Annotated in this window: 24 protein-coding genes; 9 read left to right on the top strand and 15 right to left on the bottom strand. The window is 61.3% G+C overall.

The window, feature by feature from the left end:
• Together DYL61_RS22580 and DYL61_RS22575 are read right to left on the bottom strand one after the other, a co-directional pair.
• On the bottom strand, positions 1-861 hold the full coding sequence (locus DYL61_RS22580) for a MurR/RpiR family transcriptional regulator (RefSeq protein WP_135310169.1): 861 nt from the start codon (positions 859-861) through the stop codon (positions 1-3).
• A gap of 12 nt (positions 862-873) precedes the next feature.
• The gene (locus tag DYL61_RS22575) at positions 874-2,223 is read right to left on the bottom strand and encodes a GntT/GntP/DsdX family permease (RefSeq protein WP_135310168.1); all 1,350 of its coding nucleotides are present in this window, start codon (positions 2,221-2,223) and stop codon (positions 874-876) included.
• A gap of 248 nt (positions 2,224-2,471) precedes the next feature.
• Between DYL61_RS22575 and DYL61_RS22570 the strand changes: the two genes are divergently transcribed.
• Entirely contained in the window at positions 2,472-2,852 is a 381-nt protein-coding gene (locus DYL61_RS22570; protein WP_135310167.1) for a lysozyme inhibitor LprI family protein, read from the top strand.
• 114 nt (positions 2,853-2,966) lie between these two features.
• Here the strand turns inward: DYL61_RS22570 and DYL61_RS22565 are convergent, their stop codons facing one another.
• From DYL61_RS22565 to DYL61_RS22550, 4 genes are all read right to left on the bottom strand, one after another.
• Positions 2,967-4,412: a SulP family inorganic anion transporter gene (locus DYL61_RS22565; RefSeq protein WP_135310166.1), complete on the bottom strand. Its 1,446-nt coding sequence runs from the start codon at positions 4,410-4,412 to the stop codon at positions 2,967-2,969.
• Between the two features lie 202 nt (positions 4,413-4,614).
• Entirely contained in the window at positions 4,615-5,511 is an 897-nt protein-coding gene (locus tag DYL61_RS22560) for a LysR family transcriptional regulator (protein ID WP_135310165.1), read from the bottom strand.
• 30 nt (positions 5,512-5,541) lie between these two features.
• Positions 5,542-6,132, bottom strand: coding sequence for an NADPH:quinone oxidoreductase MdaB (gene mdaB / locus DYL61_RS22555; RefSeq protein WP_135310164.1), 591 nt, complete (start codon positions 6,130-6,132; stop codon positions 5,542-5,544).
• A 116-nt stretch (positions 6,133-6,248) separates the two neighbouring features.
• Positions 6,249-7,013, bottom strand: a complete 765-nt coding sequence (locus DYL61_RS22550) for a sulfite exporter TauE/SafE family protein (RefSeq protein WP_135310163.1) — start codon at positions 7,011-7,013, stop codon at positions 6,249-6,251.
• Positions 7,014-7,219: 206 nt separating this feature from the next.
• Between DYL61_RS22550 and DYL61_RS22545 the strand changes: the two genes are divergently transcribed.
• Positions 7,220-8,110: a LysR family transcriptional regulator gene (locus DYL61_RS22545; RefSeq protein ID WP_135310162.1), complete on the top strand. Its 891-nt coding sequence runs from the start codon at positions 7,220-7,222 to the stop codon at positions 8,108-8,110.
• Here DYL61_RS22545 and DYL61_RS22540 read toward each other — a convergent pair.
• Positions 8,056-9,462 carry an amino acid permease gene (locus tag DYL61_RS22540; protein ID WP_135310161.1) on the bottom strand — a complete coding sequence of 469 codons (1,407 nt, stop codon included), beginning with the start codon at positions 9,460-9,462 and terminating at the stop codon, positions 8,056-8,058. The genes DYL61_RS22545 and DYL61_RS22540 overlap by 55 nt on opposite strands.
• A gap of 49 nt (positions 9,463-9,511) precedes the next feature.
• The gene (kynU, locus tag DYL61_RS22535) at positions 9,512-10,762 is read right to left on the bottom strand and encodes a kynureninase (RefSeq protein ID WP_135310160.1); all 1,251 of its coding nucleotides are present in this window, start codon (positions 10,760-10,762) and stop codon (positions 9,512-9,514) included.
• Between the two features lie 144 nt (positions 10,763-10,906).
• Between kynU and DYL61_RS22530 the strand changes: the two genes are divergently transcribed.
• The gene (locus tag DYL61_RS22530) at positions 10,907-11,380 is read left to right on the top strand and encodes an Lrp/AsnC family transcriptional regulator (protein WP_003176072.1); all 474 of its coding nucleotides are present in this window, start codon (positions 10,907-10,909) and stop codon (positions 11,378-11,380) included.
• Positions 11,381-11,443: 63 nt separating this feature from the next.
• Here the strand turns inward: DYL61_RS22530 and catA are convergent, their stop codons facing one another.
• From catA to DYL61_RS22515, 3 genes are read right to left on the bottom strand one after another with little or no spacing between them, the layout of a single operon-like run.
• Positions 11,444-12,373: a catechol 1,2-dioxygenase gene (catA, locus tag DYL61_RS22525; protein ID WP_135310159.1), complete on the bottom strand. Its 930-nt coding sequence runs from the start codon at positions 12,371-12,373 to the stop codon at positions 11,444-11,446.
• 41 nt (positions 12,374-12,414) lie between these two features.
• Positions 12,415-12,705: a muconolactone Delta-isomerase gene (gene catC / locus DYL61_RS22520; protein ID WP_135310158.1), complete on the bottom strand. Its 291-nt coding sequence runs from the start codon at positions 12,703-12,705 to the stop codon at positions 12,415-12,417.
• 12 nt (positions 12,706-12,717) lie between these two features.
• Complete coding sequence (locus tag DYL61_RS22515; RefSeq protein WP_135310157.1) at positions 12,718-13,845, bottom strand: muconate cycloisomerase family protein; 1,128 nt, start codon at positions 13,843-13,845, stop codon at positions 12,718-12,720.
• 114 nt (positions 13,846-13,959) lie between these two features.
• Between DYL61_RS22515 and DYL61_RS22510 the strand changes: the two genes are divergently transcribed.
• A complete protein-coding gene (locus tag DYL61_RS22510; protein WP_135310156.1) occupies positions 13,960-14,835 on the top strand; it encodes a LysR family transcriptional regulator in 876 nt (291 codons plus the stop codon).
• Here DYL61_RS22510 and DYL61_RS22505 read toward each other — a convergent pair.
• Entirely contained in the window at positions 14,832-15,818 is a 987-nt protein-coding gene (locus DYL61_RS22505) for an AraC family transcriptional regulator (protein ID WP_135310155.1), read from the bottom strand. The genes DYL61_RS22510 and DYL61_RS22505 overlap by 4 nt on opposite strands.
• A 195-nt stretch (positions 15,819-16,013) precedes the next feature.
• On the opposite strand from DYL61_RS22505, the gene antA reads away from it, so the two are divergent.
• The 4 genes from antA (at position 16,014) to DYL61_RS22485 (ending at position 20,527) form a co-directional block, all read left to right on the top strand.
• Positions 16,014-17,405 (top strand): anthranilate 1,2-dioxygenase large subunit, encoded by a 1,392-nt coding sequence (gene antA / locus DYL61_RS22500; RefSeq protein ID WP_135310154.1) that lies wholly within the window; start codon positions 16,014-16,016, stop codon positions 17,403-17,405.
• Positions 17,405-17,896, top strand: a complete 492-nt coding sequence (gene antB / locus DYL61_RS22495; protein WP_135310153.1) for an anthranilate 1,2-dioxygenase small subunit — start codon at positions 17,405-17,407, stop codon at positions 17,894-17,896. Before antA ends, antB begins: the two co-directional genes overlap by 1 nt.
• Before the next feature lie 148 nt (positions 17,897-18,044).
• A complete protein-coding gene (antC, locus tag DYL61_RS22490) occupies positions 18,045-19,052 on the top strand; it encodes an anthranilate 1,2-dioxygenase electron transfer component AntC (protein ID WP_135310152.1) in 1,008 nt (335 codons plus the stop codon).
• A gap of 71 nt (positions 19,053-19,123) precedes the next feature.
• Positions 19,124-20,527 (top strand): amino acid permease, encoded by a 1,404-nt coding sequence (locus DYL61_RS22485; protein WP_135310151.1) that lies wholly within the window; start codon positions 19,124-19,126, stop codon positions 20,525-20,527.
• A gap of 143 nt (positions 20,528-20,670) precedes the next feature.
• On the opposite strand, the gene kynA is transcribed toward DYL61_RS22485, so the two are convergent.
• Complete coding sequence (kynA, locus tag DYL61_RS22480) at positions 20,671-21,528, bottom strand: tryptophan 2,3-dioxygenase (protein ID WP_135310150.1); 858 nt, start codon at positions 21,526-21,528, stop codon at positions 20,671-20,673.
• Positions 21,525-22,175, bottom strand: a complete 651-nt coding sequence (kynB, locus tag DYL61_RS22475) for an arylformamidase (protein ID WP_135310149.1) — start codon at positions 22,173-22,175, stop codon at positions 21,525-21,527. The genes kynA and kynB overlap by 4 nt, the downstream gene beginning before the upstream one ends.
• Before the next feature lie 374 nt (positions 22,176-22,549).
• Between kynB and DYL61_RS22470 the strand changes: the two genes are divergently transcribed.
• On the top strand, positions 22,550-22,894 hold the full coding sequence (locus DYL61_RS22470) for a cupin domain-containing protein (protein ID WP_105700132.1): 345 nt from the start codon (positions 22,550-22,552) through the stop codon (positions 22,892-22,894).
• A gap of 40 nt (positions 22,895-22,934) precedes the next feature.
• Here DYL61_RS22470 and mmsB read toward each other — a convergent pair whose 3' ends face one another.
• The gene (mmsB, locus tag DYL61_RS22465; protein WP_135310148.1) at positions 22,935-23,822 is read right to left on the bottom strand and encodes a 3-hydroxyisobutyrate dehydrogenase; all 888 of its coding nucleotides are present in this window, start codon (positions 23,820-23,822) and stop codon (positions 22,935-22,937) included.
• Positions 23,823-23,827 lie beyond the last annotated feature (5 nt).

Below are 23,827 nucleotides of genomic sequence, written 5' to 3'. Positions count from 1 at the left end.
TCAGTCTCCAAGCGGCAGGCTGTCGGGGCCGCCGCGATAATCGTCCAGGGCCAGCTTGATGCGGCGCAGGCGTTCCTGGTTGTCGTCCGGCATGGCCAGCGCCAACTCAGTGGCAAGCAGGTCGATGGCCAGCAGCATGCCGTAGCGCGCCGCGGTGGGTTTATAGATAAAACTGGTTTCGGCCGGTTGCAGCGGCAGCACCACGTCGGCCAACTGCGCCAACGGGGAGTCGGCCAGGGTGATGGCGATGACGCGCGCGTCGTAGTTGTGCGCCAGCGTGACAACGTCGAGCAGTTCGGGCGTGCGGCCGGTGAGGGAGCAAACAATCAGCGCATGCTCCGCGCCCAATGTGGCCGCCGTGACCCGCATCATCACCGGGTCATGGCTGGCGGCAATCGGATAGCCCAGGCGCACCAGACGCACCTGCAATTCATCGCTGCACAGGCTCGACGGTCCGCCCATGCCGAACGCATGGATCATCCGCGCCTTGGCCAGCAGGCTGACCGCATCGGCAAAACTCGCCTGGTTGAACCCGGACAAATGCTGGCGCAGGGTCGCTTCGATATCGCCCAGAATCTGCCGGTGAAAGGCCGATTGTTCCGGCAGTCCGGCAGGGTCCAGAAAACGGCTGCCGACGCCACTGGCCTGCGCCAATTGCAGGCGCAGATCACGTAAATCGCGGCAGCCAACACTGCGCGCAAAGCGCGACAGCGTGGCCGTACTCACTTCGGCCCGTTGGGACAATTCCTCCAGGCTGGCCGACGCGGCAAAGCCCACGTCATCCAGCATCAGTTTGGCGATACGCCCTTCGCCGGCACTGAACGAGTCCTGGCGGGCGCGGATCTGGTAGAGGATGTCCATGGGTTCTCCGTATTACAAAAGGCAGGACAGACCGTACGTCAGAGCGAAGGCGACCACAGAAATCAACGTCTCCAACACGGTCCAGGTCTTGAAGGTCTGGATCACCGTCATATTGAAGTATTCCTTGATCAGCCAGAAGCCGCCGTCATTGACGTGGGAAAAGATCACCGAGCCAGCCCCAGTCGCCAGCACCAGCAGTTCGGGGTGTGGATAACCCAGGCCCAATGCAACGGGCGCGACCACGCCGGACGCGGTGGTCATCGCCACCGTCGCCGAACCGGTGGCGATACGCATCAACGCCGCAAACAACCAGCCCATCACCAGCGGCGACAAGTGGAACGCATGGGCCAGGCCGAGGATTTCGTTGGTGACGCCCGCATCCACGAGGATACGATTCAAGCCGCCGCCTGCGCCCACCAGCAAGGTGATGCTCGCGGTCGGCGCCAGGCATTCATTGGTGAACTTGAGAATCGACTCGCGGTTGAAGCCCTGGGCCAGGCCCAAGGTCCAGAAGCTGACCAGGGTTGCTACCAACAGCGCGATCACCGAGTTGCCGATAAACAGCAAGAATTGGTTGAACGCCGTGCCCGGTGTGGACAGCAGGTTGGCCCAACCGCCGATCATCATCAGCACCACCGGCAACAGGATGGTGCCCATGGTCAGGGTAAAACTCGGCAAACGGGTGCGTGGCTCGCGGTCGATAAACTGGCGTTCCAGCGGGTTCTCCGCCGGCAAGTGGATACGCGGCACGATGTATTTGGCGTAGACGGGACCGGCGATGATTGCCGTAGGAATACCGATCAAAATCGCATACAGCACGGTCTGCCCCACCGACGCGTTATACGCCAGCACCGCCATCATCGCCGCCGGGTGCGGCGGCACCAGCGCATGCACCACCGACAGGCCGGCGACCATCGGCAAGCCGACCATCAGGATCGACACTCCCACACGGCGCGCCACGGTAAAGGCGATGGGCACCAGCAACACAAACCCCACCTCGAAAAACAACGGCAGCCCCACCAGGAACGCGATGCACACCATCGCCCAGTGCGCGTTGCGCTCGCCAAACCGGTTGATCAGCGTGCGCGCCACCTGCTCGGCGCCGCCGGATTCGGCCATCATCTTGCCGAGCATGGTGCCCAGCGCAACGACCAGGGCGATATGCCCCAGGGTCTTGCCGACGCCCGCCTCGTACGAGCCCATGATGGTGTCCGCCGGCATCCCGGCCATCAGCGCCAGGCCAATGGACACCAGGGTGATGACGATAAAGGGGTTGAGTCGATAACGTGCAATCAGCACGATCAAAGCGATGATGGCGATGGCAGCGTATGCCAATAGCCCGAAGCCCGGTGATGCGGCCATGCGGTACTCCTCGGAAAGGGTCACGTCGAATTAGTTGTGAAACTCATAAATCATTACCGAGCAGTCTTTTCAAATTTTATGAAAGTAATTTTCGCCCACGGATAAGCGCTGTCGCACTGGGATATGCCCGACAGCGGTCGATGAAAATTCAGGGGGTGTTCTTACATGAGGATCAGACGATGCCGGAACCACAAGCGGCGCCATCGAGTCTTAGACTGCACATCCACTCACGCCCAGGAAAACCGAGCATGATTCGCACTTCTCTTGTTGCCAGCGCCCTGTTGCTTGCCCTGTGCGGCAGCGCGTCGGCCGCCGATAACCCGGCGTTGAAAAAATGCATGGACACCGCCAACACCACCGCCGACATGGTCGGTTGCAACGTCAAGGAAACCAAGGTGCAGGACAAGCGCCTGAACGCCGCCTACAAGACCGCCCTCGCCGCCCAGCAAGGTGCGCGCAAGCAACAACTGCAAGACGTGCAGCGCCTGTGGATAAAGTACCGCGACGCCAATTGCGCATTTGCCGGCAGTGCCACCGGCGGCACCCTCGACCAGGTCAACGGTTCCGGCTGCGTGCTGGACATGACCCAGACCCGCGCCCAGGAGCTGGAAAACCTGGTCGGGCCGTAATGACTTCCTGTGGCGAGGGAGCTTGCTCCCGCTGGGCTGCGTAGCGGCCGCAAAAATCTTGGGCGCGCTACGCACGCCAGCGGGCGCAAGCTCCCTCGCCAGAAAGTTCCACAATCAGTCGTGATGTACCTTGGCGCGCTTGAGTAGCTTCTTGCAGCGCTCCGACAAATGCAGCACCCGCAGGTGCTTGCCAGCCTTGGTATAGCGTTCGCGCAGGGTCATCAGCGCGGCAATAGCCGAATAGTCGACAAAGCTCAGGTGGCGGCAATCCAGCGTCACCTGGGCCGGGTCGTTGGCCGGATCGAACTGGTTCAGAAACGGCGTGGTCGAGGCAAAGAACAACGTTCCGTGCAGGCGATACAGCTTGCTGCCATCAGCTTCCAGATGTTCATCGGCATACAGCTCACGCGCCTGTTGCCAGGCGAAGTTCAGCGCCGCAATCACAATCCCGCACAGCACGGCGGTGGCCAGGTCGGTGAACACCGTGATCACCGTCACCGCGATAATCACCAGCACATCGTTGAACGGCACCTTGTTGATCACCCGCAAGGAGGCCCAGGCGAAGGTCTGCTGGGACACCACGAACATCACCCCCACCAGCGCCGCCAGCGGAATGCGCTCGATAAACGGCGACAAAAACAGGATGAACAACAGGATCATCACCCCGGCAAACACCCCGGAAAAACGCCCGCGCCCGCCGGAACTGAGATTGATCACGGTCTGCCCGATCATCGCGCAACCGCCCATGCCACCGAATACCCCCGAGACCATGTTCGCCGCGCCCAAGGCCACGCTTTCGCGGTCGGGATAGCCACGGGTCTCGGTGATTTCGTCGGTGAGGTTCAAGGTGAGCAGGGTTTCCAGCAGGCCGACCATGGCCATCAGGAACGCGTAGGGCGCGATGATGCCGAGGGTCTCCAGGGTCCACGGGATCTGCGGCAGGGCAAAGGTCGGCAGGCCGCCGGCGATGTGGGCCATGTCGCCCAAGGTACGGGTCGGCAGGCCGAGCAGGTACACCGCCAGGCCTACGCCGAGAATAGCCACCAAGGCTGGCGGCACCGCACGGGTAATGCGCGGCAGCAGGTAGACAATGGCCATGGTCACCAGTACCAGGCCGACCATCACGTACAGCGGCGTGCCGCTGAGCCAATGTTCACCGCTCTTGAAATGCTCCAGCTGTGCCAATGCAATGATGATCGCCAGGCCGTTGACGAACCCGAGCATCACCGGGTGCGGCACCATGCGCACCAGCTTGCCCAGACGCAACAGGCCGAAGGCGATCATGATCAACCCGCCCAGCAGCACCGTGGCCAGCAGGTATTCGACGCCGTGTTGCACCACCAAGGCGACGATCACCACCGCCATCGACCCCGCCGCACCGGAGACCATCCCCGGTCGGCCGCCAAACAACGCGGTGAGGGTACAGATGATAAAGGCGCCGTAGAGCCCCATCAGCGGGTTGAGGTGGGCCACCAGGGCAAAGGCGATGCATTCGGGCAGCAGCGCAAACGACGTGGTGAGGCCGGCCAGGGCATCGGCGCGCAGACGGGTGAGGTTCATGAGGTACCAGGGTAATGCGGGGGATAAGGCGGGGGATGGTACGGAATTGAGGGGGTTGGGGCTAGTCTCGAAGACCGGGTCGCCTTCATCGGGGGCAAGCCCCCTCCCACATTTAACTGCATTCACATCTCTAGACTTGTGAACACTGTCAGTGTGGGAGGGGGCTTGCCCCCGATGCAGCCACCTCGGTCTCAAGCCACACCTAACAGGCATACCGCACAAGCTTGGCCTGGATAAAGTCCAGGAAACACTGGATACGCAACGCCAACTGCGAGTTGCGGTAGAACACCGCATGGATCGGCTGGCGATAACCGCTGTTGAACCCTTCCAACACCGGCACCAGGCGGCCGGCGTCGATATCGTCGATGGTCATGAAGTTCGACAGGCAGCATATGCCCTGCCCCTCCAACGCCAACTGGCGCACGGTTTCACCGCTGGACGCGGCAATGCTCGGCTGGATCAGCCAGCGGTCACCTTCCACATGGCGCAGCGGCCAGTGGTTGAGGGTTTCGGTCTGGGAGAAGCCGAGCAAGGTGTGCCCTGCCAACTCGGCCACCGTGGTCGGTGCGCCGAACTGTTTGAGGTAAGCGGGGCTGGCGAGGATATGCAACGGCGTGCACCCCAGGGACCGCGCATGCAAGGTGGAATCGGCCAGCGCACCGATGCGAATCGCGATATCGGTGCTCTGCTCCAACAGGTCGATGATCAGGTCATCACTGTTCAGCTCCAACTGGATGTCCGGGTACAGGCTGCGAAACTCGGCGATGTACGGCACGATCCCATGCAGCATAAAGGGCACTGCCGCATTGATCCGCAGCCGCCCGGCCGGGTTCTTGTGACGGGACGACAAGCGCTCTTCCAGCTCGTCCATCTGCGCCAGGATCACCTTGGCCTGCTCGAAGAAGTACTTGCCCTCTTCAGTCAGGTCCATGCGCCGCGTGGTGCGGTTGATCAACGTGGTGTCGAGCTTGGCTTCCAGTCGCGACAAGGTGCGGCTGACCGCCGAGGGTGTCTGCCCGACCTGCTCCGCCGCGGCGGAAATCGAGCCGCACTCAATCACGCTGACGAAGATTTGCAGCTCATCGGATCGGGCTTTCACAGGGTGTCCTCGTTATTGGTTTGCAGCAGCTTACACCGAGAGGTTGAACACCTGCGCCAGATGCTGTTCGTAGCGCGCCACGTCGGCTTCGATGGCCGGGCGTTTCATCACGTCCACACACAGGAACGTCGGCAGGCCGGTCATGCCCAGGAACTGGTTGGCCTTGTGAAACGGGAAGTACACCGCGTCCACGCCCTTGGCTTCGAAAAAGTCAGTCGGGTCGTCGAACGCTTGCTGCGGCGCGTTCCAGGTCAGCGACAACATGTACTGCTTACCCTGGATCAGGCCGCCGCTGCCGTATTTCTGCGAGGCATCGGAGCGGGTGCGGCCATCGCTGCCGTACAGGCTGCCGTGGCCTTCGGTGAAGACTTCGTCGATGTATTTCTTGACGATCCAGGGTGCGCCCATCCACCAGCCCGGCATCTGGTAGATGATCACGTCGGCCCAGAGGAACTTGGCGACTTCTTCGGCCACGTCGTAGCCGGCGTCGATATGGGTGACCCTGACGTCGATACCGCCACGGTCCAGCACGGCCACGGCGGCATCATGCAGGGTGTTGTTGTAACGGCCATCGGAGTGGGCGAACTGTTTGCCGCCGTTGAGCAGGAGTACTTTTTTCATGGGAGGTATCCAAGAGGTTGAAATCGATGAGTGCAGACTATCGATCTTGGCCTCTGGGAATAACCGGCAGCGCCGCAAAATACCTTTGATCAAAAATCACGAATACAACGCTATTGTTACCCGCTGATCAGTAGATGACCGCCCAGCAAGGCCATGCCGATAAAAAACACGCGCTTGAACAACACCGCGCTGATGCGCTGACGCACCACTTGGCCCAGCCACATGCCCAGCAGCGCAGGCACCAACGCCACCAGCGACGCATTGACCTCGCCGCCGCCCAAGGTGCCGCGCCACGCAAGCCCGGCGGCCAGCGCCAGGGTCGACACGGTGAACGACAACCCCAGCGCCTGCACCAGTTGATCGCGATTCAAACCCAGGGCTTGCAGGTACGGCACCGCGGGAATCACGAACACGCCGGTGGCCGAGGTGATCACCCCGGTGATCAGCCCACACAGCGGGCCGAGCCAGCGTTCATTTGCGGGCTTCACCTTGAACGTAGGCAGGAACAATCCGCTCAGCGCGTACACCAGCAACGCGCCACCCAATGCATGCGTTACCCAACCGCCACTGTCCATGCCCAGCCATAACGTGCCGAGGCCGGTGCCAAGGAAAATCAACAGCAGCATCGGCCACAGGCGTTTGATCAGTGCATGCAGATGGCCGCCGAATGCCAGTTGCCACAGGTTGGTGACGGTCGACGGAATGATCAGCAACGCCGCAGCCTGCACCGGCAACATAGCCAGGCCGAGCAAGCCCATGGCAACGGTGGGCAGGCCCAGGCCGATCACGCCCTTGACGGTGCCGGCCAGCAGGAAGGTGCCGAACACCAGCAGAGTCAGGGCTGGGCCGATGTCTTGGTAGAACGCGAGGAAGGTATTCATGGGGGGATTGTGGAGGGTTGGGATGAGGTTGGAAATTCGCCATATACTGAGGCAGCCTCTTGTTTTGTGTGAGGCTGAGGCCGCCATCGGGGGCAAGCCCCCTCCCACATTTGACTGCATTCACCTTTCTAGATGTGTGAATACAGTCAGTGTGGGAGGGGGCTTGCCCCCGATGAGGCCAGCCCAGCCACCCGAGAACCCCAACCATGCACTTTGACCTGACCGACCTGCGCCTCTACCTGCACATCCTCGACACCGGCAATATCACCGCCGGCGCCGCCCGCAGCCATTTATCCCTGGCCGCCGCGAGCGCGCGCATCCGCGCGATGGAGGCTTCGTTGGGTATCGAGTTTCTGGAGCGCAACCGTAGAGGCGTCACCCCCACACCCGCCGGCAAAGCCCTGGCCCGCCACGCACGCTTGTTGCTGCAACAGGCCGAACATCTGCAGCAGGACCTCGCGGAATACGCCAACGGCATCAAAGGCCAGGTGCGCTTGCTGTGCAACACCACCGCCCTCAGCGAATACCTGCCGGAACTGTTGGCGGACTTTCTATGCGAGCATCCCAACCTCGATATCGACCTGCAGGAGCTGCCGAGCCTGCGTATCACCCAGGCCTTGCGCCAGGGCACGGCAGATCTTGGGATCATTTCCGACGCGGTGGACACCCACGGCCTGCAGACCCTGCCCTTTCGCGATGACCCGCTGGTGCTGATCGCGCCGCTGGATCATCCGTTCACCGAGGGGAGTTTTGTCGATAGCCTGCAACACGACTTTGTCGGCCTCGCCCCGCACAGCGCATTGACGGTTTACCTCGAAGAACAGGCGCTGCACGCTGGCTTTCGCTTGCAGACGCGCATCCGTGCCGAGGGTTTTGACGGGGTGATTCGCATGGTCGCCCGTGGCGCCGGCCTGGGTATCGTGCCCCAGGCCGCACTGGAGCGCTGGCCACTGGAACGCCGCTTCAAGGCCCACCGCCTGCAAGAAGAGTGGGCCTGCCGGACACTGCTGCTAAGTGCGCGCTCGTTCGAACAGCTGCCCGGCTATGCCAAGGCCTTGTTCGACACCTTGGCCCTGCCCTTGCGGAAGAACGCGTAATACACCGCCGACAGAATCAGCAGGAACGGCACACCAAATACCAACGTCATCTTGAACGCCTCGGTGAAATAGGTGGTGATCATCACCGCCCCCATCAGCACCAGCCCCAACAGCGTGCTGTAGGGAAACAGCCGCAGCTGGAACGACAATTTCGGCCCGCCGTGGCGCTTGCGGTAGCGCCGGAAGAACAGGTGGGTGAGGAAAATCATGAACCAGGTGAAGATCGCGCCAAACATCGAGATCGCCATCATCAGGGTGAACGAGCTTTCCGGGTACACCACGTTCAGCAACGTCGCCAGCGCAATGCCTGAGCTGGACAGCAACAGCGCGTTCAGTGGAATGCCACTCTTGCTCAGGGCGCCCATGGACCTGGGCGCAAAGCCGGCGCGGGACAGGCTGAACATCATGCGAGTCGTGATGTAGAGCTGGCTGTTCATGGCCGAGAGCGCCGCGATCAGAATCACGAAGTTCATCACCCCCGTGGCGCCGGGAATGCCGATGGTCTGCATCACCGTGACAAACGGGCTCTGGGTTTGCCCGGCCTGGTTCCACGGCACGATGGCCAGCATCAGCGCCAGGGTCAACAGGTAAAACACCACTAGGCGCACGATGGTCGCGCGGAAGGCTTTCTTCACCGCCTGTTCGGGGTCAGCGGCTTCACCGGCAGCCACGGCGATCATTTCCACACTCAGATAGCTGAAGATCGACACGATCACCGCCATCCACATGCCGCTCAGGCCATGGGGGAAAAAGCCGTCGTGGGCAGTGTAGTTTTGCACGCCGTACTCCGGGTTACCGGAGCCGAACACCACGTACACAGCGAGGATGATGAAGCCGACAATCGCGCTGATCTTGATCGTGGAAAACCAGTATTCGAAGTTGCCGAAGGTCTTCACGCTGATCGCATTCAGCAAGATCAGCACACTGGAAAACGACACGATCCATACCCATTCCGGCACGTTGGCGAACCAGTACTTCATGTACATCGCCACCGCCGTGACCTCGGCGCCCACCGCCAGCACAATCGCCGCCCAGTAGGCATAGCGCACCAGGAACCCGGCCAGCGGGCTGATGTAGAACTCGGCGTACGCACCAAAGGAGCCCGAGGTGGAATGAGCCACCGTCATCTCCGCCAGGCAGCCCATCAATAGCAAGGTGATCAACGCGCCGATGGCGTAGCTCACCAAGACACTGGGCCCGGCATAACCGATGGCGTAGGCACTGCCCATGAACAGCCCGGTGCCAATGGCGCCGCCGATGGCGATCATGCTCATCTGGCCGGAAGTGAGCTGGCGCCGCAGGCCCAGTTCGCGGTGGGTGATCTCTGCAAAGCCGTTGTCTGGCGTGGTCACGTGGTGTGCCCCTTTATTATTGTGATTGCACAGGTGGTCAGTAGGTGCCTCAGGTCACGCTGTTGCGCACCTTGTATTGCGGCTGGTCCCAGGTGTGGTTGTCGAGGATTTCGCCAAGGATCTCCACGGCGTCGAATACCTCGGTAAAGCTGGTGTATAGCGGGGTAAATCCGAAGCGCATGATGTGCGGCTCGCGGTAATCACCGATCACACCACGGGCGATCAAGGCCTGGATCACCGCGTAGCCCTCGGGGTGTTCGAAGCTCACATGGCTACCGCGCCTGGCGTGCTCACGTGGGGTGATCAACGTCACGTCGTGGGCGGCGCAACGGGCTTCGACCAATGCGATAAACAGGTCGGTCAACGCCAGGGACTTGCTGCGCAAACTCGCCATATCAGTCTGGGCAAAAATCTCCAGGCCACATTCAACCATGGCCAGTGAAGTGATCGGCTGCGTGCCGCACAAGTAGCGAGCGATGCCGGCACTCGGCGCGTAGGTCGATTCCATCGCAAACTGCCGGGTGTGCCCGAACCAGCCTGACAACGGCTGACGCACCACATCCACCAACGCTGGGTTGACCCACACAAACGCCTGGGAGCCCGGGCCGCCGTTGAGGTATTTGTAGGTGCAGCCAATCGCGTAGTCGACACCGGCCTGATGCAGGTCGATGGGGACCGCGCCCGCCGAGTGCGCCAAGTCCCAGATGCTCAGCGCACCGAACTCATGGCTCAAGGCGGTCAACGCCTGCATGTCGTGCAGGTAGCCGGTCTTGTAGTTGACGTGGGTGAGCATCACCACCGCCACGTCCTGGTCGATGGCCTGGGGCAGTTCGTCGGGGCTGTTCACCAGGCGCAGGGAATAGCCCTGTTGCAGCAGTTCGGCCAGGCCTTCGGCGATGTACAGGTCGGTGGGAAAGTTGCTCGCTTCGCTGACGATCACCTTGCGATTCGGCTGACGTTGGCGCTGCACGGTCAACGCGGCGCTGAGGGCCTTGAACAGGTTGATCGAGGTGGTATCGGTGATCACCACTTCGCCGTCGCGCGCACCGATCAGCGGGGCCAGGCGATTGCCCAGGCGTTGGGACAGGTCCGCCCAGCCGGCGCTGTTCCAACTGCGGATCAAACCGTCGCCCCACTCCTCGGCAATCACCGCCTGTGCCCGCGCCAACGCCGCTACCGGGCGTGCGCCGAGGGAATTGCCGTCGAGGTAGATCACGCCCTCCGGCAAGGCGAACTGACTGCGCAAGGGCGCCAGCGGGTCCTGAGCGTCGAGGGCTTGGCAATGGCTTCGAGTGGTCATGGGTTGTCCTGGTTTTTATAAGTAGGAATGGACCAAATAATGAACGAAATTTTAGAGAATTTTCGTGCAAAGTGGTGGGTAACAGGCTAATTAAGCTGTAGGAAATTCGAATTTAACCCCCAAACACGCGGATTTATTCTAACCATGATTCTCGACGCCACCGACCTGCGCCTCCTGCATTTCCTGCAACAGGATGGCCGCATCAGCAACCAGGAACTGGCGGAGAAAGTCGCGCTGTCGCCGTCCGCCTGCCTGCGCCGCCTGCGCCTGCTGGAGAGCGAGGGCATCATCAGCGGCTACCGCGCCGTACTGAATGCCGAGCAATTGGGGATCGAGCTGGAGGCCATCGTCCACCTGTCCTTGCGCCAGGACGTGGAGGATTGGCACGAGACGTTCATCAAGAAGGTGCAGGGCTGGCCAGAAGTGGCCAGCGCCTACGTGATCACCGGCGCCAGCAACTATGTGCTGCGGGTGCAGGCGCGCAACCTCAAGCACTTTTCGGACTTTATCGTGAACCACCTGAACCGCACGGCGGGGGTGATGGATATCCGTTCGGAGATTGTGCTGCAAAAGATCAAGGATCGGGATGAGGTGCTGGATCTGGTCGTACGCAAATAGAAATAGCATCACCGGTCAAATGTGGGAGGGGGCTTGCCCCCTCCCACATTGTTTGACCGTGTTTTAATCTTCCAGGGCGCGCACGCGCTGCATGCGCTTTTGCTCTACCGGCGCATCTGCCACCTGCAACTCAAAGTCAAAATCAATCTGTGCAAAACGCCCTTCCACGCCAAACTCGCGGGCCAACTGCGGATCTTCACTGAAGCGAATCTCGGCAATCAATTCATCCCGCGTCGCATAGGCAAAATCATCATGCAGGTACGGGTCATCCGACAGGTTGATCTGCGTGGTCAGGTGCCGATGCCCTGGCGCCGAAATGAAGAAATGGATATGCGCCGGCCGCTGCCCGTGGCGCCCCAATTGATCGAGCAGTTGCTGGGTCGGCCCGGTCGGCGGGCAGCCGTAGCCCGACGGTACGATGCTACGGAAACGGTAGTTGCCCTGAGCATCGGTCTCGATGCGTCGGCGCAGGTTGAACTCGGACTGCGTCGGGTCGAACCACGAATAGGTGCCACCGGTATTGGCCTGCCACACGTCCACAATCGCCCCCGCCAGCGGCTTGCCCTCGGTGTCACGCACCTGCCCGCGCATGAACAGCGGCACCGCGTCATCCTTGCCGTCATCCAACCGCGCCTCGTAGGTCGACAGCGGCGCCCCGGCCACATACAACGGGCCTTCGATGGTGCGCGGCGTACCACCGGTTTTGCCGGCTTGCTCATCAGCGGCGTCCATCAGCAAGTCCAGGTAATGCTCCAGGCCCAAGCCTGCGGCGAGCAAGCCCGCTTCCTGGTGCGTGCCCAACTCGTTGAGGTAGTTGACCGCCTTCCAGAACTCTTGCGGGGTCACTTCCAGGTCTTCGATGATGTTCACGGTGTCGCGCAGGATCCGGTAGATCAGCGCCTTGGTACGCGGGTTACCGCCGTCGTTGAGGTTACCGCTGGCTTCTTCGAGAAACTGTTGGGCATGGGCAGTCTGGGACAGTCGGACGGACATGGTGCATTCCTCATCTTGTAGTTATTCGTTTGAAAACCGGCTTAGCGGTCGTCCTCATGGATCGACGAAGGGTGACGGCACAGGGCGTTCACTTCGATGGCCATGTAGGGAAAAAGCGGCAGTTGCATCAGCAAATCGTGCAGGTCCTGCACGCTGTCGACATCGAATACGCTGTAGTTGGCGTAATGCCCGGCGATACGCCACAGGTGGCGCCATTTGCCTTCCTGTTGCAGGCGCTGCGCCAAGGCTTTTTCTTCGGCCTTGAGGCCGGCTGCGCGCTCGGGGTGCATGTCGAGGGGCAGGTTCACGATCATTTTTACGTGGAACAACATGGCAGGCGCCTCTTAGTATTTGTCACGACGGAAGAACGCCAGGCGCTCCTCATCGATGGCCAGGCCCAGGCCCGGTGCGGTGGAAACATGCAGCTGGAAATCGCGGTAAACCGGCGGCTCGGTGAGGATGTCCTCGGTGAGCAGCAACGGGCCGAACAGCTCGGTGTCCCACGCCAGCGTGTTCAGCGTGAGAAAGGCATGCGCCGACGCCAGGGTGCCAATGCCGCCTTCGAGCATGGTGCCGCCGTACAGGCCGATACCTGCCGCCTCGGCAATCGCGGCGGTGCGCAACACGGCACGCGGACCGCCATTCTTGGCGATCTTGAGGGCGAACACCGTGGCCGCGCCTTCGCGGGCCAGGTTGAAGGCATCCTCGACACATTCGATGGACTCATCCGCCATGATCGGCGCCGGGCTCGACAGGTTGAGCCGTGCCATGCCGCCACGGTTGTTACGTGAAATAGGTTGTTCGATCAGGTCGATGCCGTTGTCGCCGAGCACCTTGCAGGCACGCAGTGCCACCGCTTCATCCCAGGCCTGGTTGACGTCGACGCGCACACTGGCGCGGTCGCCCAGGGCCTTTTTGATCGCGATCACATGGGCCAGGTCGTGGCTAACCTCCCCCGCGCCGATCTTCAACTTGAAAATGCGGTGGCGGCGCAGATCGAGCATCTTTTCCGCTTCGGCAATGTCCTTTTCAGTGTTGCCGCTGGCCAGGGTCCAGGCCACCGGCAAGGCATCGCGTACGCGACCGCCAAGCAGTTCGCTGACCGGCAGGTTCAGGCGTTTGCCCAGGGCGTCGAGCAAGGCGCTTTCGATACCGGACTTGGCAAAGGTGTTGCCGCGAATGCTGCGCTCCAGGCGCAACATGGCCGCGTTGATATTGCTGGCGTCCTGGCCGATCAGCAGCGGCGCAAAGTGGCGGTCGATGTTGACCTTGATGCTGTCGGGGCTTTCGTTGCCGTAACTCAAACCGCCAATGGTGGTGGCTTCGCCGATACCTTCGATGCCGTCGGCGCAGCGCAAGCGGATGATCACCAGGGTTTGGTTTTGCATGGTGTGCATCGCCAACTTGTGCGGGCGAATGGTGGGGAGGTCGACGATGATCGTGTCGATCGACTCGATGGCGCAAATCGGCATGGCAATACCCGTTGGGTTCTTTGTAGGTTTGAGCCGATTCTGTTCCCCATCTTTCTTGGCTTCCAATATAGAATTAGTCTCGAGCAATACCCTCAAGGTATGAAAGGAGCCGTCATGGAACTGCGTCACTTGCGCTACTTCCAGGTGCTGGGAGAAACCCTCAACTTCACCCGCGCCGCCGAACGCCTGCACATCGCCCAGCCGCCGTTGAGCCGACAGATCCAGCAATTGGAGGATGAGTTGGGCGTGATCCTGCTGGAGCGTGGCCGACCGCTGCGGCTGACCGAGGCCGGGCGGTTTTTCTATGAACACGCCAATGTGTTGCTGGAACAACTGAGCAAGGTCTGCGACAACACACGACGCATCGGTCAGGGCGAGAAGACCTGGCTCGGTATCGGTTTTGCGCCGTCGACGCTGTATGGCGTGTTGCCAGAACTGATCCGAAGGCTGCGCACCCATGAGGCGCTGGAGCTGGAGTTGGGGTTGTCGGAAATGACCACTTTGCAGCAGGTCGAAGCCCTCAAGGCCGGTCGAATTGATGTGGGATTCGGGCGAATTCGCATCGACGACCCGGCCATCGTCCAGCGCGTGCTGGTGGAGGATCGGCTGGTCGCGGTGCTGCCCGCCGGTCATCCCCTGTTGGGCGCGCCCGCCACCCTCGCCCAACTGGCCGCCGAGCCGTTTGTGCTCTACCCCGGCAACCCACGCCCGAGCTACGCCGACCATGTAATCGCGCTGTTCGACGCCCATGGCTTGAGCCTCAAGGTGGCGCAGTGGACCAACGAGTTGCAGACCGCCATCGGCCTGGTCGGCGCCGGCATGGGCGTGACACTGGTGCCCGCCTCGGTGCAAGTGCTGCACCGCGCGGACATCGGCTACACGCCGGTGGTGGAAGCCACGGCGACCTCGCCGATCATTCTCAGCCGACGGGTGAATGACCAGTCGCCGGGGCTCAGTCATTGCCTGCAATTGATAGAGGAGTTGATCTAGCCACGCAGGCGCCGCGCCTCATTGCGTTGCAGCGTCTGACTCGGCGACTCATTGAACAGCTTGCGATACTCCGCCGAAAACCGTCCAAGGTGGGTAAAGCCCCAGCCCAGGGCGATCTCGGAGATGGTGCGGGTGGAGCCGTGCTCAAGGATTGCCTGGCGCACCGCAGAGAGCCGATGCTTCTTCAGGTAGGCCATCGGCGACAGGGCGAAGTATTTGCGAAAGGCATCGAACAACTTGAACCGCGACACACCCGCAGCGGCTTCCAGGTCTTCCAGGTGCACGGCTTCGCGGGCGTTGTCATGGATGTACTGGCGCGCACGGATCAGGTAATGCGGCAGTTTCACGCCCAGTACATCGCGCAGTTCTTCGGAATAATTGTTCGGCTGGGCCAGGATCAGGCCCTTGATCAGCGAGCTTTCCAGGTCGCGGGTAAACGCCGGCTGTTCATACAACTCGCTGCCGTGTTCCAACTCCGCAATGAAGTAGCGCGCCATGCGCCACCACGCCGCCGAGGCACCGTCCACCGCGTCCATCACCGACTCAAAGCGCAGCGGCGCATCCAGCGGCCGTTGCAGCAAACCTTCCAGCGACTCGCTCATCGCCGCCCGCGTGATCACCACCTGCAACTTGCGGCAGTCGCCGGAAATCGCCAGCACCTGATGCTCGTTGGGCGAGATGATCACGCCCTGGTCGCGGTTGGAACTCAGGCGTTCACCGTTCTTGCTCAGCTCCTGCTCGCCCACCAACGGCAGGCTCAGGCTGTAGCTGCTGAAGTGCTCGGCGTCTTCGATGTCGATGGTCACGTCGGTGCCGTATTCGATCACGCCCAAGGTGGTGGCGCGGGACTTGAACATGTTGGCACTGTGGTGGAAACGCAAGCGCTCGGGCGTGGTGGTGGCCAGGCGATGGGGCCCGCAGATGCCGGACATCCAGCTGCGGGCGCCTTCCAGGTCGAAGCGTTGAATCGTTTGGCTGCTCATCAGGGTGCACCCACGGCGGTCAGGCTGTTGCGCGCTCTGGCGGCGCGTCTGTTCAAGCACAGTAGCGCATTGCGCCGCCGCCCGGCACCTACCCCAATTATTTGGCCCAGCTTCCCCGACTAAGCGGATAGCCCACGCCCGATCGCACTGTTTTAAATGAGCCACCGATTAGCCCAAATTAAAAAGGTGCCTCCCATGAGTGGTGCAAAAAGCGTCGAGCAGTGGAAAACGTTTATCGAAGGTTGTCTGGATTTTCGCCCGGCGGATGAAGTGTTCCGCATCGCCCGCGACATGTTCACCGAGCCGGAACTGTTCGATCTGGAGATGGAACTGATCTTCGAAAAAAACTGGATCTACGCCTGCCACGAAAGCGAACTGGCCAATAACCACGACTTCGTGACGATGCGCGCCGGGCGCCAGCCGATGATCATCACCCGCGATGGCGAGGGCCAACTCAACGCGCTGATCAATGCCTGCCAGCATCGCGGCACCACCCTCACCCGTGTCGGCAAGGGCAACCAGTCCACCTTCACCTGCCCGTTCCATGCCTGGTGCTACAAGAGCGATGGCCGACTGGTGAAGGTCAAGGCGCCGGGTGAATACCCGGAGGGGTTCGACAAGGCGACGCGCGGGCTGAAAAAAGCGCGTATCGAGAGCTACAAGGGCTTTGTGTTCATCAGTTTGGATGTGGCCGGCACCGACAGCCTGGAAGACTTTCTGGGCGACGCCAAAGTGTTTTTCGACATGATGGTCGCCCAGTCCGCTACCGGTGAGCTGGAGGTGCTGCCGGGCAAATCCGCCTACACCTACGACGGCAATTGGAAGCTGCAAAACGAGAACGGCCTGGACGGTTATCACGTCAGCACCGTGCACTACAACTACGTGGCCACGGTGCAGCATCGCCAGCAAGTGAACACCGAGAATGGCGCGGGCGCAGGCGGCACCCTGGACTACAGCAAGCTCGGCGCCGGCGATGCCAACACCGACGACGGCTGGTTCGCCTTCCACAATGGCCACAGTGTGTTGTTCAGCGACATGCCCAACCCCAGCGTGCGCTCCGGCTACGCCACCATCATGCCGCGCCTGGTGGAAGAACACGGCCAGCCAAAGGCCGAGTGGATGATGCATCGCCTGCGCAACCTGAATATCTACCCAAGCCTGTTCTTCCTCGACCAGATCAGCTCGCAGCTGCGCATTATCCGCCCGGTGGCGTGGAACAAGACCGAGATCATCAGCCAGTGCCTGGGGGTGAAGGGCGAATCCGACGCGGACCGCGAAAACCGTATTCGCCAATTCGAGGACTTTTTCAACGTCTCCGGCATGGGCACGCCGGATGACCTGGTGGAATTTCGCGAAGCCCAGCGCGGTTTCCAGGGCCGCCTGGAGCGCTGGAGCGATATCTCCCGTGGCAGCCACCGCTGGGAAACCGGCCCCACGCCGAACAGCGAAGCCATCGGTATCCAACCGGCCATGACCGGCACCGAGTTCACCCATGAAGGCCTTTACGTGAACCAGCACCGCAACTGGCAGCAGTTCCTGCTCAATGGTTTGGACAAACAGGCGCTGACACTGCGGGAGGTGAAGTGATGAATGCGCAATTGCAGTACCAGATCGAGCAGTTCTTCTACCGCAAGTCCGAGCTGTGCGACGCCCAGGACTGGGACGCCTATGTGCAGCTGTTCGACCCCCAGAGTGAGTTCCACCTGCCGCAATGGGACTCGGAGCATGTGTACACCCGTGATCCCAAGCGTGAAATGTCGTTGATCTATTACGCCAACCGCTCGGGCCTGGAAGACCGCGTGTTCCGCTTGCGCACCGGCAAGGCCGCGTCCGCGACACCGATGCCGCGCACCTTGCACCTGATCAATAACGTGCGCATTGCCGGGCAGGCGGATGGAATGCTGGAGGTGCGTTTGAACTGGCACACGTTGTTTTATCGCCTGGCTATGTCGGAGCAGTTTTACGGCCACGCCACTTACACCCTCAAGCCCTATGGCGACAGCTGGTTGATCACCCGCAAGCACGCGTTGCTGCTCAACGACACCATCAACTCGGTGCTGGATTTCTATCACCTCTAATCCAGCGCATCACACCCGGTGGCGAGGGAGCTTGCTCCCGCTGGGCTGCGCAGCGGCCCCAAAATCGTGGGAGCGCTGCGCACTCCAGCGGGAGCAAGCTCCCTCGCCACAAGTTATGCGCCAGCAATACATGCGTGGAGTTTCGCGAATGAATCACAAAGTGGCCTTCAGTTTTGCCGACGGCAAGACCCTGTTCTTCCCCGTCGGCACCCATGAAATCCTGCTGGATGCGGCACTGCGCAACGGCATCAAAATCCCGCTGGATTGCCGTGAAGGGGTCTGCGGCACCTGCCAGGGTCGCTGCGAATCCGGCGATTACAGCCAGGACTATGTGGACGAAGAAGCCCTGTCCAGCCTCGACCTGCAACAGCGCAAGATGCTCAGCTGCCAGACGCGTGTGAAGTCCGACGCGACGTTTTACTTCGACTTTGATTCGAGCCTGTGCAATGCGCCGGGGCCGGTTCAGGTCAAGGGCACCGTGAGCGCGGTGGAGAAGGTGTCGGCCAGCACGGCGATTCTGCGGGTGCAGTTGGATCAGGCGCTGGATTTTCTGCCGGGCCAGTATGCGCGCCTGTCGGTGCCTGGCACGGACAGTTGGCGGTCATATTCCTTCGCCAACCTGCCGGGCAATCACCTGCAATTCCTGGTGCGCCTACTGCCCGACGGCGTGATGAGCAACTACCTGCGCGAGCGCTGCCAAGTGGGCGACGAGCTGTTGATGGAGGCGCCCCTCGGCGCTTTCTACCTGCGCCACGTCACCCAGCCATTGGTGTTAGTGGCAGGCGGCACCGGGTTATCGGCCTTGCTGGGCATGCTCGATGAACTGGCCGCCAAGGGTTGCAACCAGCCGGTGCACCTGTATTACGGTGTGCGGGGTGCCGAGGACTTGTGCGAAGCAGCGCGCATCCGGGCCTATGCCTCGAAAATTGCGGATTTTCGCTACACCGAAGTCCTCAGCGCACCGTCCGACGATTGGCCCGGCAAGCGCGGCTATCTCACCGAGCATTTCGACCTGGCCGAATTGCGGGGCAGATCGGCAGATATGTACTTGTGCGGCCCCCCTCCAATGGTCGAATCCGTCCAGCAATGGCTGGCGAATCAGGCACTTGATGGCGTTCAACTGTATTACGAAAAGTTTACGCAGAGTAATATCTGACCCTCAGCAGTTCTGAGGGGCTGATGCGGCGTGCACTCACCCTCAAGAAAAACAAGTAGAAGGGAATGTTAATGGCGGATGACATGGTTAACCCGGTAGGCCTCAAGCGTGGCCTGAAGAACCGGCACATTCAGTTGATCGCCTTGGGAGGGGCGATCGGCACGGGGTTGTTCCTCGGCTCGGCCGGGGTGCTCAAATCGGCGGGACCGTCGATGATCCTGGGCTACGCGATTGCCGGTTTCATCGCGTTCCTGATCATGCGCCAACTCGGCGAGATGATCGTCGAAGAGCCGGTAGCCGGTTCCTTCAGCCACTTCGCCCACAAATACTGGGGCGGTTACGCGGGCTTCCTGGCGGGCTGGAATTACTGGGTGCTCTACGTGTTGGTGGGCATGGCCGAACTGACGGCGGTGGGCAAGTACATCCAGTTCTGGTGGCCGGAGATCCCGACCTGGGTCAGCGCCCTGGTGTTCTTTGTCGCGGTGAACCTGATCAACACCCTGAACGTGAAGTTCTTCGGTGAGGCCGAGTTCTGGTTCGCGATCATCAAGGTGGTGGCGATTGTCGGCATGATCGTGCTCGGCTGCTACCTGCTGTTCAGCGGCACCGGCGGCCCGCAGGCATCCATCAGCAACCTGTGGAGCCACGGCGGGTTCTTCCCGAATGGCGGCATGGGGCTGTTGATGTCGATGGCGTTCATCATGTTCTCGTTCGGTGGGCTGGAACTGGTGGGTATCACCGCCGCCGAAGCCAGCGAGCCGCGCAAGGTGATCCCGAAAGCGATCAACCAGGTGGTTTACCGTATCCTGATTTTCTACGTCGGCGCCCTGACCGTGCTGCTGTCGTTGTACCCATGGGACCAACTGCTGCAAACCCTCGGCGCCTCGGGCGACGCCTACAGCGGCAGCCCGTTCGTGCAGATCTTCTCGCTGATCGGTAACGACACCGCGGCGCACATCCTCAACTTCGTGGTGCTGACCGCGGCGCTGTCGGTGTACAACAGCGGCGTGTACTGCAACAGCCGCATGCTGTTCGGCCTGGCCGAGCAAGGCGACGCCCCCAAGTCGCTGATGAAGCTGAACAAGCAAGGTGTGCCCATCCGCGCCCTGGCGATTTCGGCGTTGGTGACGATGCTGTGCGTGGTGGTCAATTACGTGGCACCGCAAAGCGCGCTGGAACTGCTGTTCGCGCTGGTGGTTGCCTCGCTGATGATCAACTGGGCGCTGATCAGCATCACCCACATCAAATTCCGCAAGGCCATGGGCGTGCAAGGCGTGACGCCGTCGTTCAAGACCTTTTGGTTCCCGTTCAGCAACTACCTGTGCCTGGCGTTCATGGTGATGATCATCAGCGTGATGCTGGCGATTCCCGGGATCAGCGAGTCGGTGTATGCGATGCCAGTGTGGGTGGGGATTATCTATGTGGCGTATCGGTTGCGCGTTCGTAAAAGCAACGCGGTAGTGAACGCACAGTGATACCTGTGGGAGCCGGGCTTGCCCGCGATGGCGGTGGGTCAGGCGCTGGATGTGTTGGCTGATACACCGCTATCGCAGGCAAGCCAGCTCCCACAGTTGAATGCATTCCAAATGAAAAGCCCCGGTGATCCGGGGCTTTTCGTTTAGAGGGTGGAGCGCACTCGCCAGAGTTCGGGGAACAGCACGGTGTCGAGCATCTTGCGCAGATAACCCACGCCTTCGGTGCCGCCCGTTCCCGGCTGGAAACCAATGATCCGCTCCACCGTGGTCACATGCCGAAAGCGCCACTGGCGGAATGAGTCCTCCAGGTCGATAAACTTCTCGGCCAGCTGATACAAATCCCAATATCGGCTTGGATCGCGATACACCTCACGCCACGCCGCCTCCACGGACTCATCGTGCACCGTCGCCGCCGTGGGGTCGCGCTCGGCACGCTGTGGATCAATCGCCAGGCCCGCCTTGATCATCAGGTTGATCGCCTCGTCATACAGCGACGGCGTGGCAATCGCCACTTTCAACTCGTTCAATAGCTCCGGTCGATGGGCATGGGGCCGCAACAGCGCCGCGCTTTTGTTGCCGAGGATAAATTCGATCTCGCGGTACTGGAACGACTGGAACCCCGACGACTGCCCCAGGAACGGGCGGATCGACTTGTACTCTGACGGTGTCATCGTCGCCAGCACCGCCCAGGCGTGCACCAGTTGATCGAAGATCCGCGACACCCGCGCCAGCATCTTGAACGCTGGCGGCAACTCGCCCAGACGCACATGTTCGCGGGCGGCCTTGAGTTCGTGGAGCATCAGTTTCATCCACAGCTCGGAGGTCTGGTGCTGGATGATGAAGAGCATTTCGTTGTGGTCCGGCGACAGCGGGTGCTGGGCGCTCAGGACTTTGCCCAGGTCCAGGTAGTCGCCGTAGCTCATGGACTCGGAAAAATTCAGTTCGGCGTTATGCCATTCTTCCGGGGGTTGGTAGTCAGCAGAGAAGGGACATTGGCTCATCGCGTGGGCTCCTTGAGCGGGCGGAGAATGGCGCGGACCGGGCTCGCGTCGAGGTTGGCAAAACGCAGCGGCAGCGCGATCAGTTCATAGTCGCCCTCTGGTACATCATCGAGCACGATGCCTTCGAGGATCGCCATGCCATGACGCGCCACGGCGTTGTGGGAGTCCATGGTCTTGGACTGTTGCGGGTCCAGGGAGGGCGTGTCGATACCGATCAAACGCACACCCAGGCTGGCCAGCAGCTCAACGGTTTGCGGCGCGATGGCGGTGAAATTCGAATCCCACTCGGTCAGAGGCGCGTGTGGATAAGTGCGCAGCAGCACGCGCTCCGGCAGGTTATCCACACGACCTTCCAGTTGATGGGGTTGCACCAGTGCACCACTGTCCAGGCAATGCAGCACGCGGCACGGGCCCATGTACACATCCAGCGACACCTCGCCAATCGGCGCGCCATCCGCGCTGTAATGCAGCGGCGCATCCACATGGGCGCCGGTGTGCGGCGACAAGGTGATACGCCCCACATTGACCGGACACTCCGGGCCGAACTGCCACACGCGCTCTTCCTGGAACGGCGTATCTCCCGGCCAGGTCGGGGTCGCCGTACTCAAGGGCGGGCTGATATCCCACCACGTTTTTATAGGGTTCATTGCAAGGCTCTCACTCGTTCTTGGGTGAATGATACGAGGGCCTGCTGCGAATTTTCTTGCGAAATCTGGCGTGAGACGGGAGATCTTTCGCACTTACTGCGAATAACTTGAAGATTTGTGATTGAAAATTTCACGCCCAGTCAACACAGAACCTCTGTGGGAGCGGGCTTGCTCGCGAATGCGGTGTGCCTGCTAACTTATTTATTGGCTGGTACACCGCCATCGGGGGCAAGCCCCCTCCCACATTGGTTCTCTGGGTGTCAGAGGAATCGTACTCGGCTGCGCTTCTGGGCATCCGGATGTCGAGTTCAGACCACTGTCACCGCGCCCAAGGCCTTAGGGTTCACCTTCGAATTCCCTGCCTCGGAGACACCATGGCCAAGCCCATCACCGTACTGCGCGACACCCACCCCCTGCCGGTCCTGGACGCCTGCAAATGGGAAAAGCTCGAAGGCGACCCGCACACCGTCAACCTCAATGCCTACACCAGCGAAGACGGCAGCAAGATCATGGGCACCTGGATCTGCACACCGGGCAAGTGGTACGTGGACTACGTGAAGTGGGAATACTGCCACTTTCAGGAAGGCTACTGCATCATCACCCCCGAAGGCCTGGAGCCGATTCACCTGCGGGCTGGGGACATTTTTGTGGTGGAACCGGGGATGAAGGGGACGTGGGAAGTGGTTGAGACGGTGCGTAAGTATTTTGTGTTTGCCTAAACACCTTGTGGCGAGGGAGCAAGCTCCCTCACCACAGTGTTTACTTGGGTTTTCGGTAACTGTTGATAATCGCCGAGAAGTCCTTGCCCCCCTCCCCGCGCTGGCTCATCGACTGGTACAACTGTTGCGCCACGGCGCCCAGAATCACCGGCTGTTTCGCTTGGCGTGCCGCTTCAGTGGCCAGGCCCAGGTCCTTGAGCATCAGGTCGGCCCCAAAGCCGCCGGTGTAACCGCGAGACGCTGGTGCAGTTTCGATCACGCCAGGCCATGGGTTGTAGGTGTCCGAACTCCAGCAGCGCCCGGTGGAGCTGTTGATGATCCCCGCCAGCACTTGGGTGTCGATGCCCAGCGCATCGCCCAACGCCATTGCCTCGCTGACACCCACCATGCTGATGCCCAGCAGCAGGTTGTTGCAGATCTTGGCGATTTGCCCGGTGCCCACGTCACCGCAGTGCACGATGTTGCGGCCCATCTGCGCCAGCACCGGTTGCAGGGTAGCGAACAGTTCCGGGGTGGCGCCGACCATAAAGGTCAGCGTCCCGGCCTGGGCGCCGCCGGTGCCGCCGGACACCGGTGCATCAGCCACGGCCACGCCTTGCTTGGCGGCGGCCACGGCAACGTCGCGCGCGGTTTGTGGATCGATGGTGCTGCAATCCACCGCCGGCACGCCTTGGCCGATGCCGGCGAGTACACCGTCTTCGTTCAGCCACACGCTGCGCACATGGGCGGCGGCCGGCAGCATGGTGATCACCAACTCGGCGCCTTGAGCTGCGTGGCGCGGTGACTCGCTGATGCTGCCGCCCAGTTCCGCCAGTTCCTTGAGTACCGTCTGGTTCAGGTCGAACAGGTTCAGCGCATGGCCAGCCTTGATCAGGTTGCGGGCCATGGGCGCGCCCATGTTGCCCAGGCCGATAAATGCAATCTTCATGGTCG

It is taken from the genome of Pseudomonas nabeulensis (genome assembly GCF_004682045.1).
In the GTDB taxonomy this organism is placed as follows: Bacteria; Pseudomonadota; Gammaproteobacteria; order Pseudomonadales; family Pseudomonadaceae; genus Aquipseudomonas; species Aquipseudomonas nabeulensis.
The sequence above is the reverse complement of the archived record's forward strand: the minus strand, read 5'-3'. Positions and strand labels throughout refer to the sequence as shown.

Excerpts from the sequence above, each read along its gene's own strand:
- DYL61_RS22530 (WP_003176072.1), top strand. The coding sequence starts at position 10,907 with ATGATTCTCGACGCCACCGACCTGCGCCTCCTGCATTTCCTGCAACAG.
- mdaB (WP_135310164.1), bottom strand. The coding sequence starts at position 6,132 with ATGAAAAAAGTACTCCTGCTCAACGGCGGCAAACAGTTCGCCCACTCC.
- mmsB (WP_135310148.1), bottom strand. The coding sequence starts at position 23,822 with ATGAAGATTGCATTTATCGGCCTGGGCAACATGGGCGCGCCCATGGCC.
- DYL61_RS22470 (WP_105700132.1), top strand. The coding sequence starts at position 22,550 with ATGGCCAAGCCCATCACCGTACTGCGCGACACCCACCCCCTGCCGGTC.
- kynU (WP_135310160.1), bottom strand. The coding sequence starts at position 10,762 with ATGACCACTCGAAGCCATTGCCAAGCCCTCGACGCTCAGGACCCGCTG.
- DYL61_RS22550 (WP_135310163.1), bottom strand. The coding sequence starts at position 7,013 with ATGAATACCTTCCTCGCGTTCTACCAAGACATCGGCCCAGCCCTGACT.
- kynA (WP_135310150.1), bottom strand. The coding sequence starts at position 21,528 with ATGAGCCAATGTCCCTTCTCTGCTGACTACCAACCCCCGGAAGAATGG.
- DYL61_RS22505 (WP_135310155.1), bottom strand. The coding sequence starts at position 15,818 with ATGAGCAGCCAAACGATTCAACGCTTCGACCTGGAAGGCGCCCGCAGC.
- DYL61_RS22485 (WP_135310151.1), top strand. The coding sequence starts at position 19,124 with ATGGCGGATGACATGGTTAACCCGGTAGGCCTCAAGCGTGGCCTGAAG.
- DYL61_RS22545 (WP_135310162.1), top strand. The coding sequence starts at position 7,220 with ATGCACTTTGACCTGACCGACCTGCGCCTCTACCTGCACATCCTCGAC.
- antB (WP_135310153.1), top strand. The coding sequence starts at position 17,405 with ATGAATGCGCAATTGCAGTACCAGATCGAGCAGTTCTTCTACCGCAAG.
- DYL61_RS22570 (WP_135310167.1), top strand. The coding sequence starts at position 2,472 with ATGATTCGCACTTCTCTTGTTGCCAGCGCCCTGTTGCTTGCCCTGTGC.
- DYL61_RS22510 (WP_135310156.1), top strand. The coding sequence starts at position 13,960 with ATGGAACTGCGTCACTTGCGCTACTTCCAGGTGCTGGGAGAAACCCTC.
- DYL61_RS22580 (WP_135310169.1), bottom strand. The coding sequence starts at position 861 with ATGGACATCCTCTACCAGATCCGCGCCCGCCAGGACTCGTTCAGTGCC.
- kynB (WP_135310149.1), bottom strand. The coding sequence starts at position 22,175 with ATGAACCCTATAAAAACGTGGTGGGATATCAGCCCGCCCTTGAGTACG.
- DYL61_RS22515 (WP_135310157.1), bottom strand. The coding sequence starts at position 13,845 with ATGCCGATTTGCGCCATCGAGTCGATCGACACGATCATCGTCGACCTC.
- catC (WP_135310158.1), bottom strand. The coding sequence starts at position 12,705 with ATGTTGTTCCACGTAAAAATGATCGTGAACCTGCCCCTCGACATGCAC.
- antC (WP_135310152.1), top strand. The coding sequence starts at position 18,045 with ATGAATCACAAAGTGGCCTTCAGTTTTGCCGACGGCAAGACCCTGTTC.
- catA (WP_135310159.1), bottom strand. The coding sequence starts at position 12,373 with ATGTCCGTCCGACTGTCCCAGACTGCCCATGCCCAACAGTTTCTCGAA.
- DYL61_RS22575 (WP_135310168.1), bottom strand. The coding sequence starts at position 2,223 with ATGGCCGCATCACCGGGCTTCGGGCTATTGGCATACGCTGCCATCGCC.
- DYL61_RS22565 (WP_135310166.1), bottom strand. The coding sequence starts at position 4,412 with ATGAACCTCACCCGTCTGCGCGCCGATGCCCTGGCCGGCCTCACCACG.
- antA (WP_135310154.1), top strand. The coding sequence starts at position 16,014 with ATGAGTGGTGCAAAAAGCGTCGAGCAGTGGAAAACGTTTATCGAAGGT.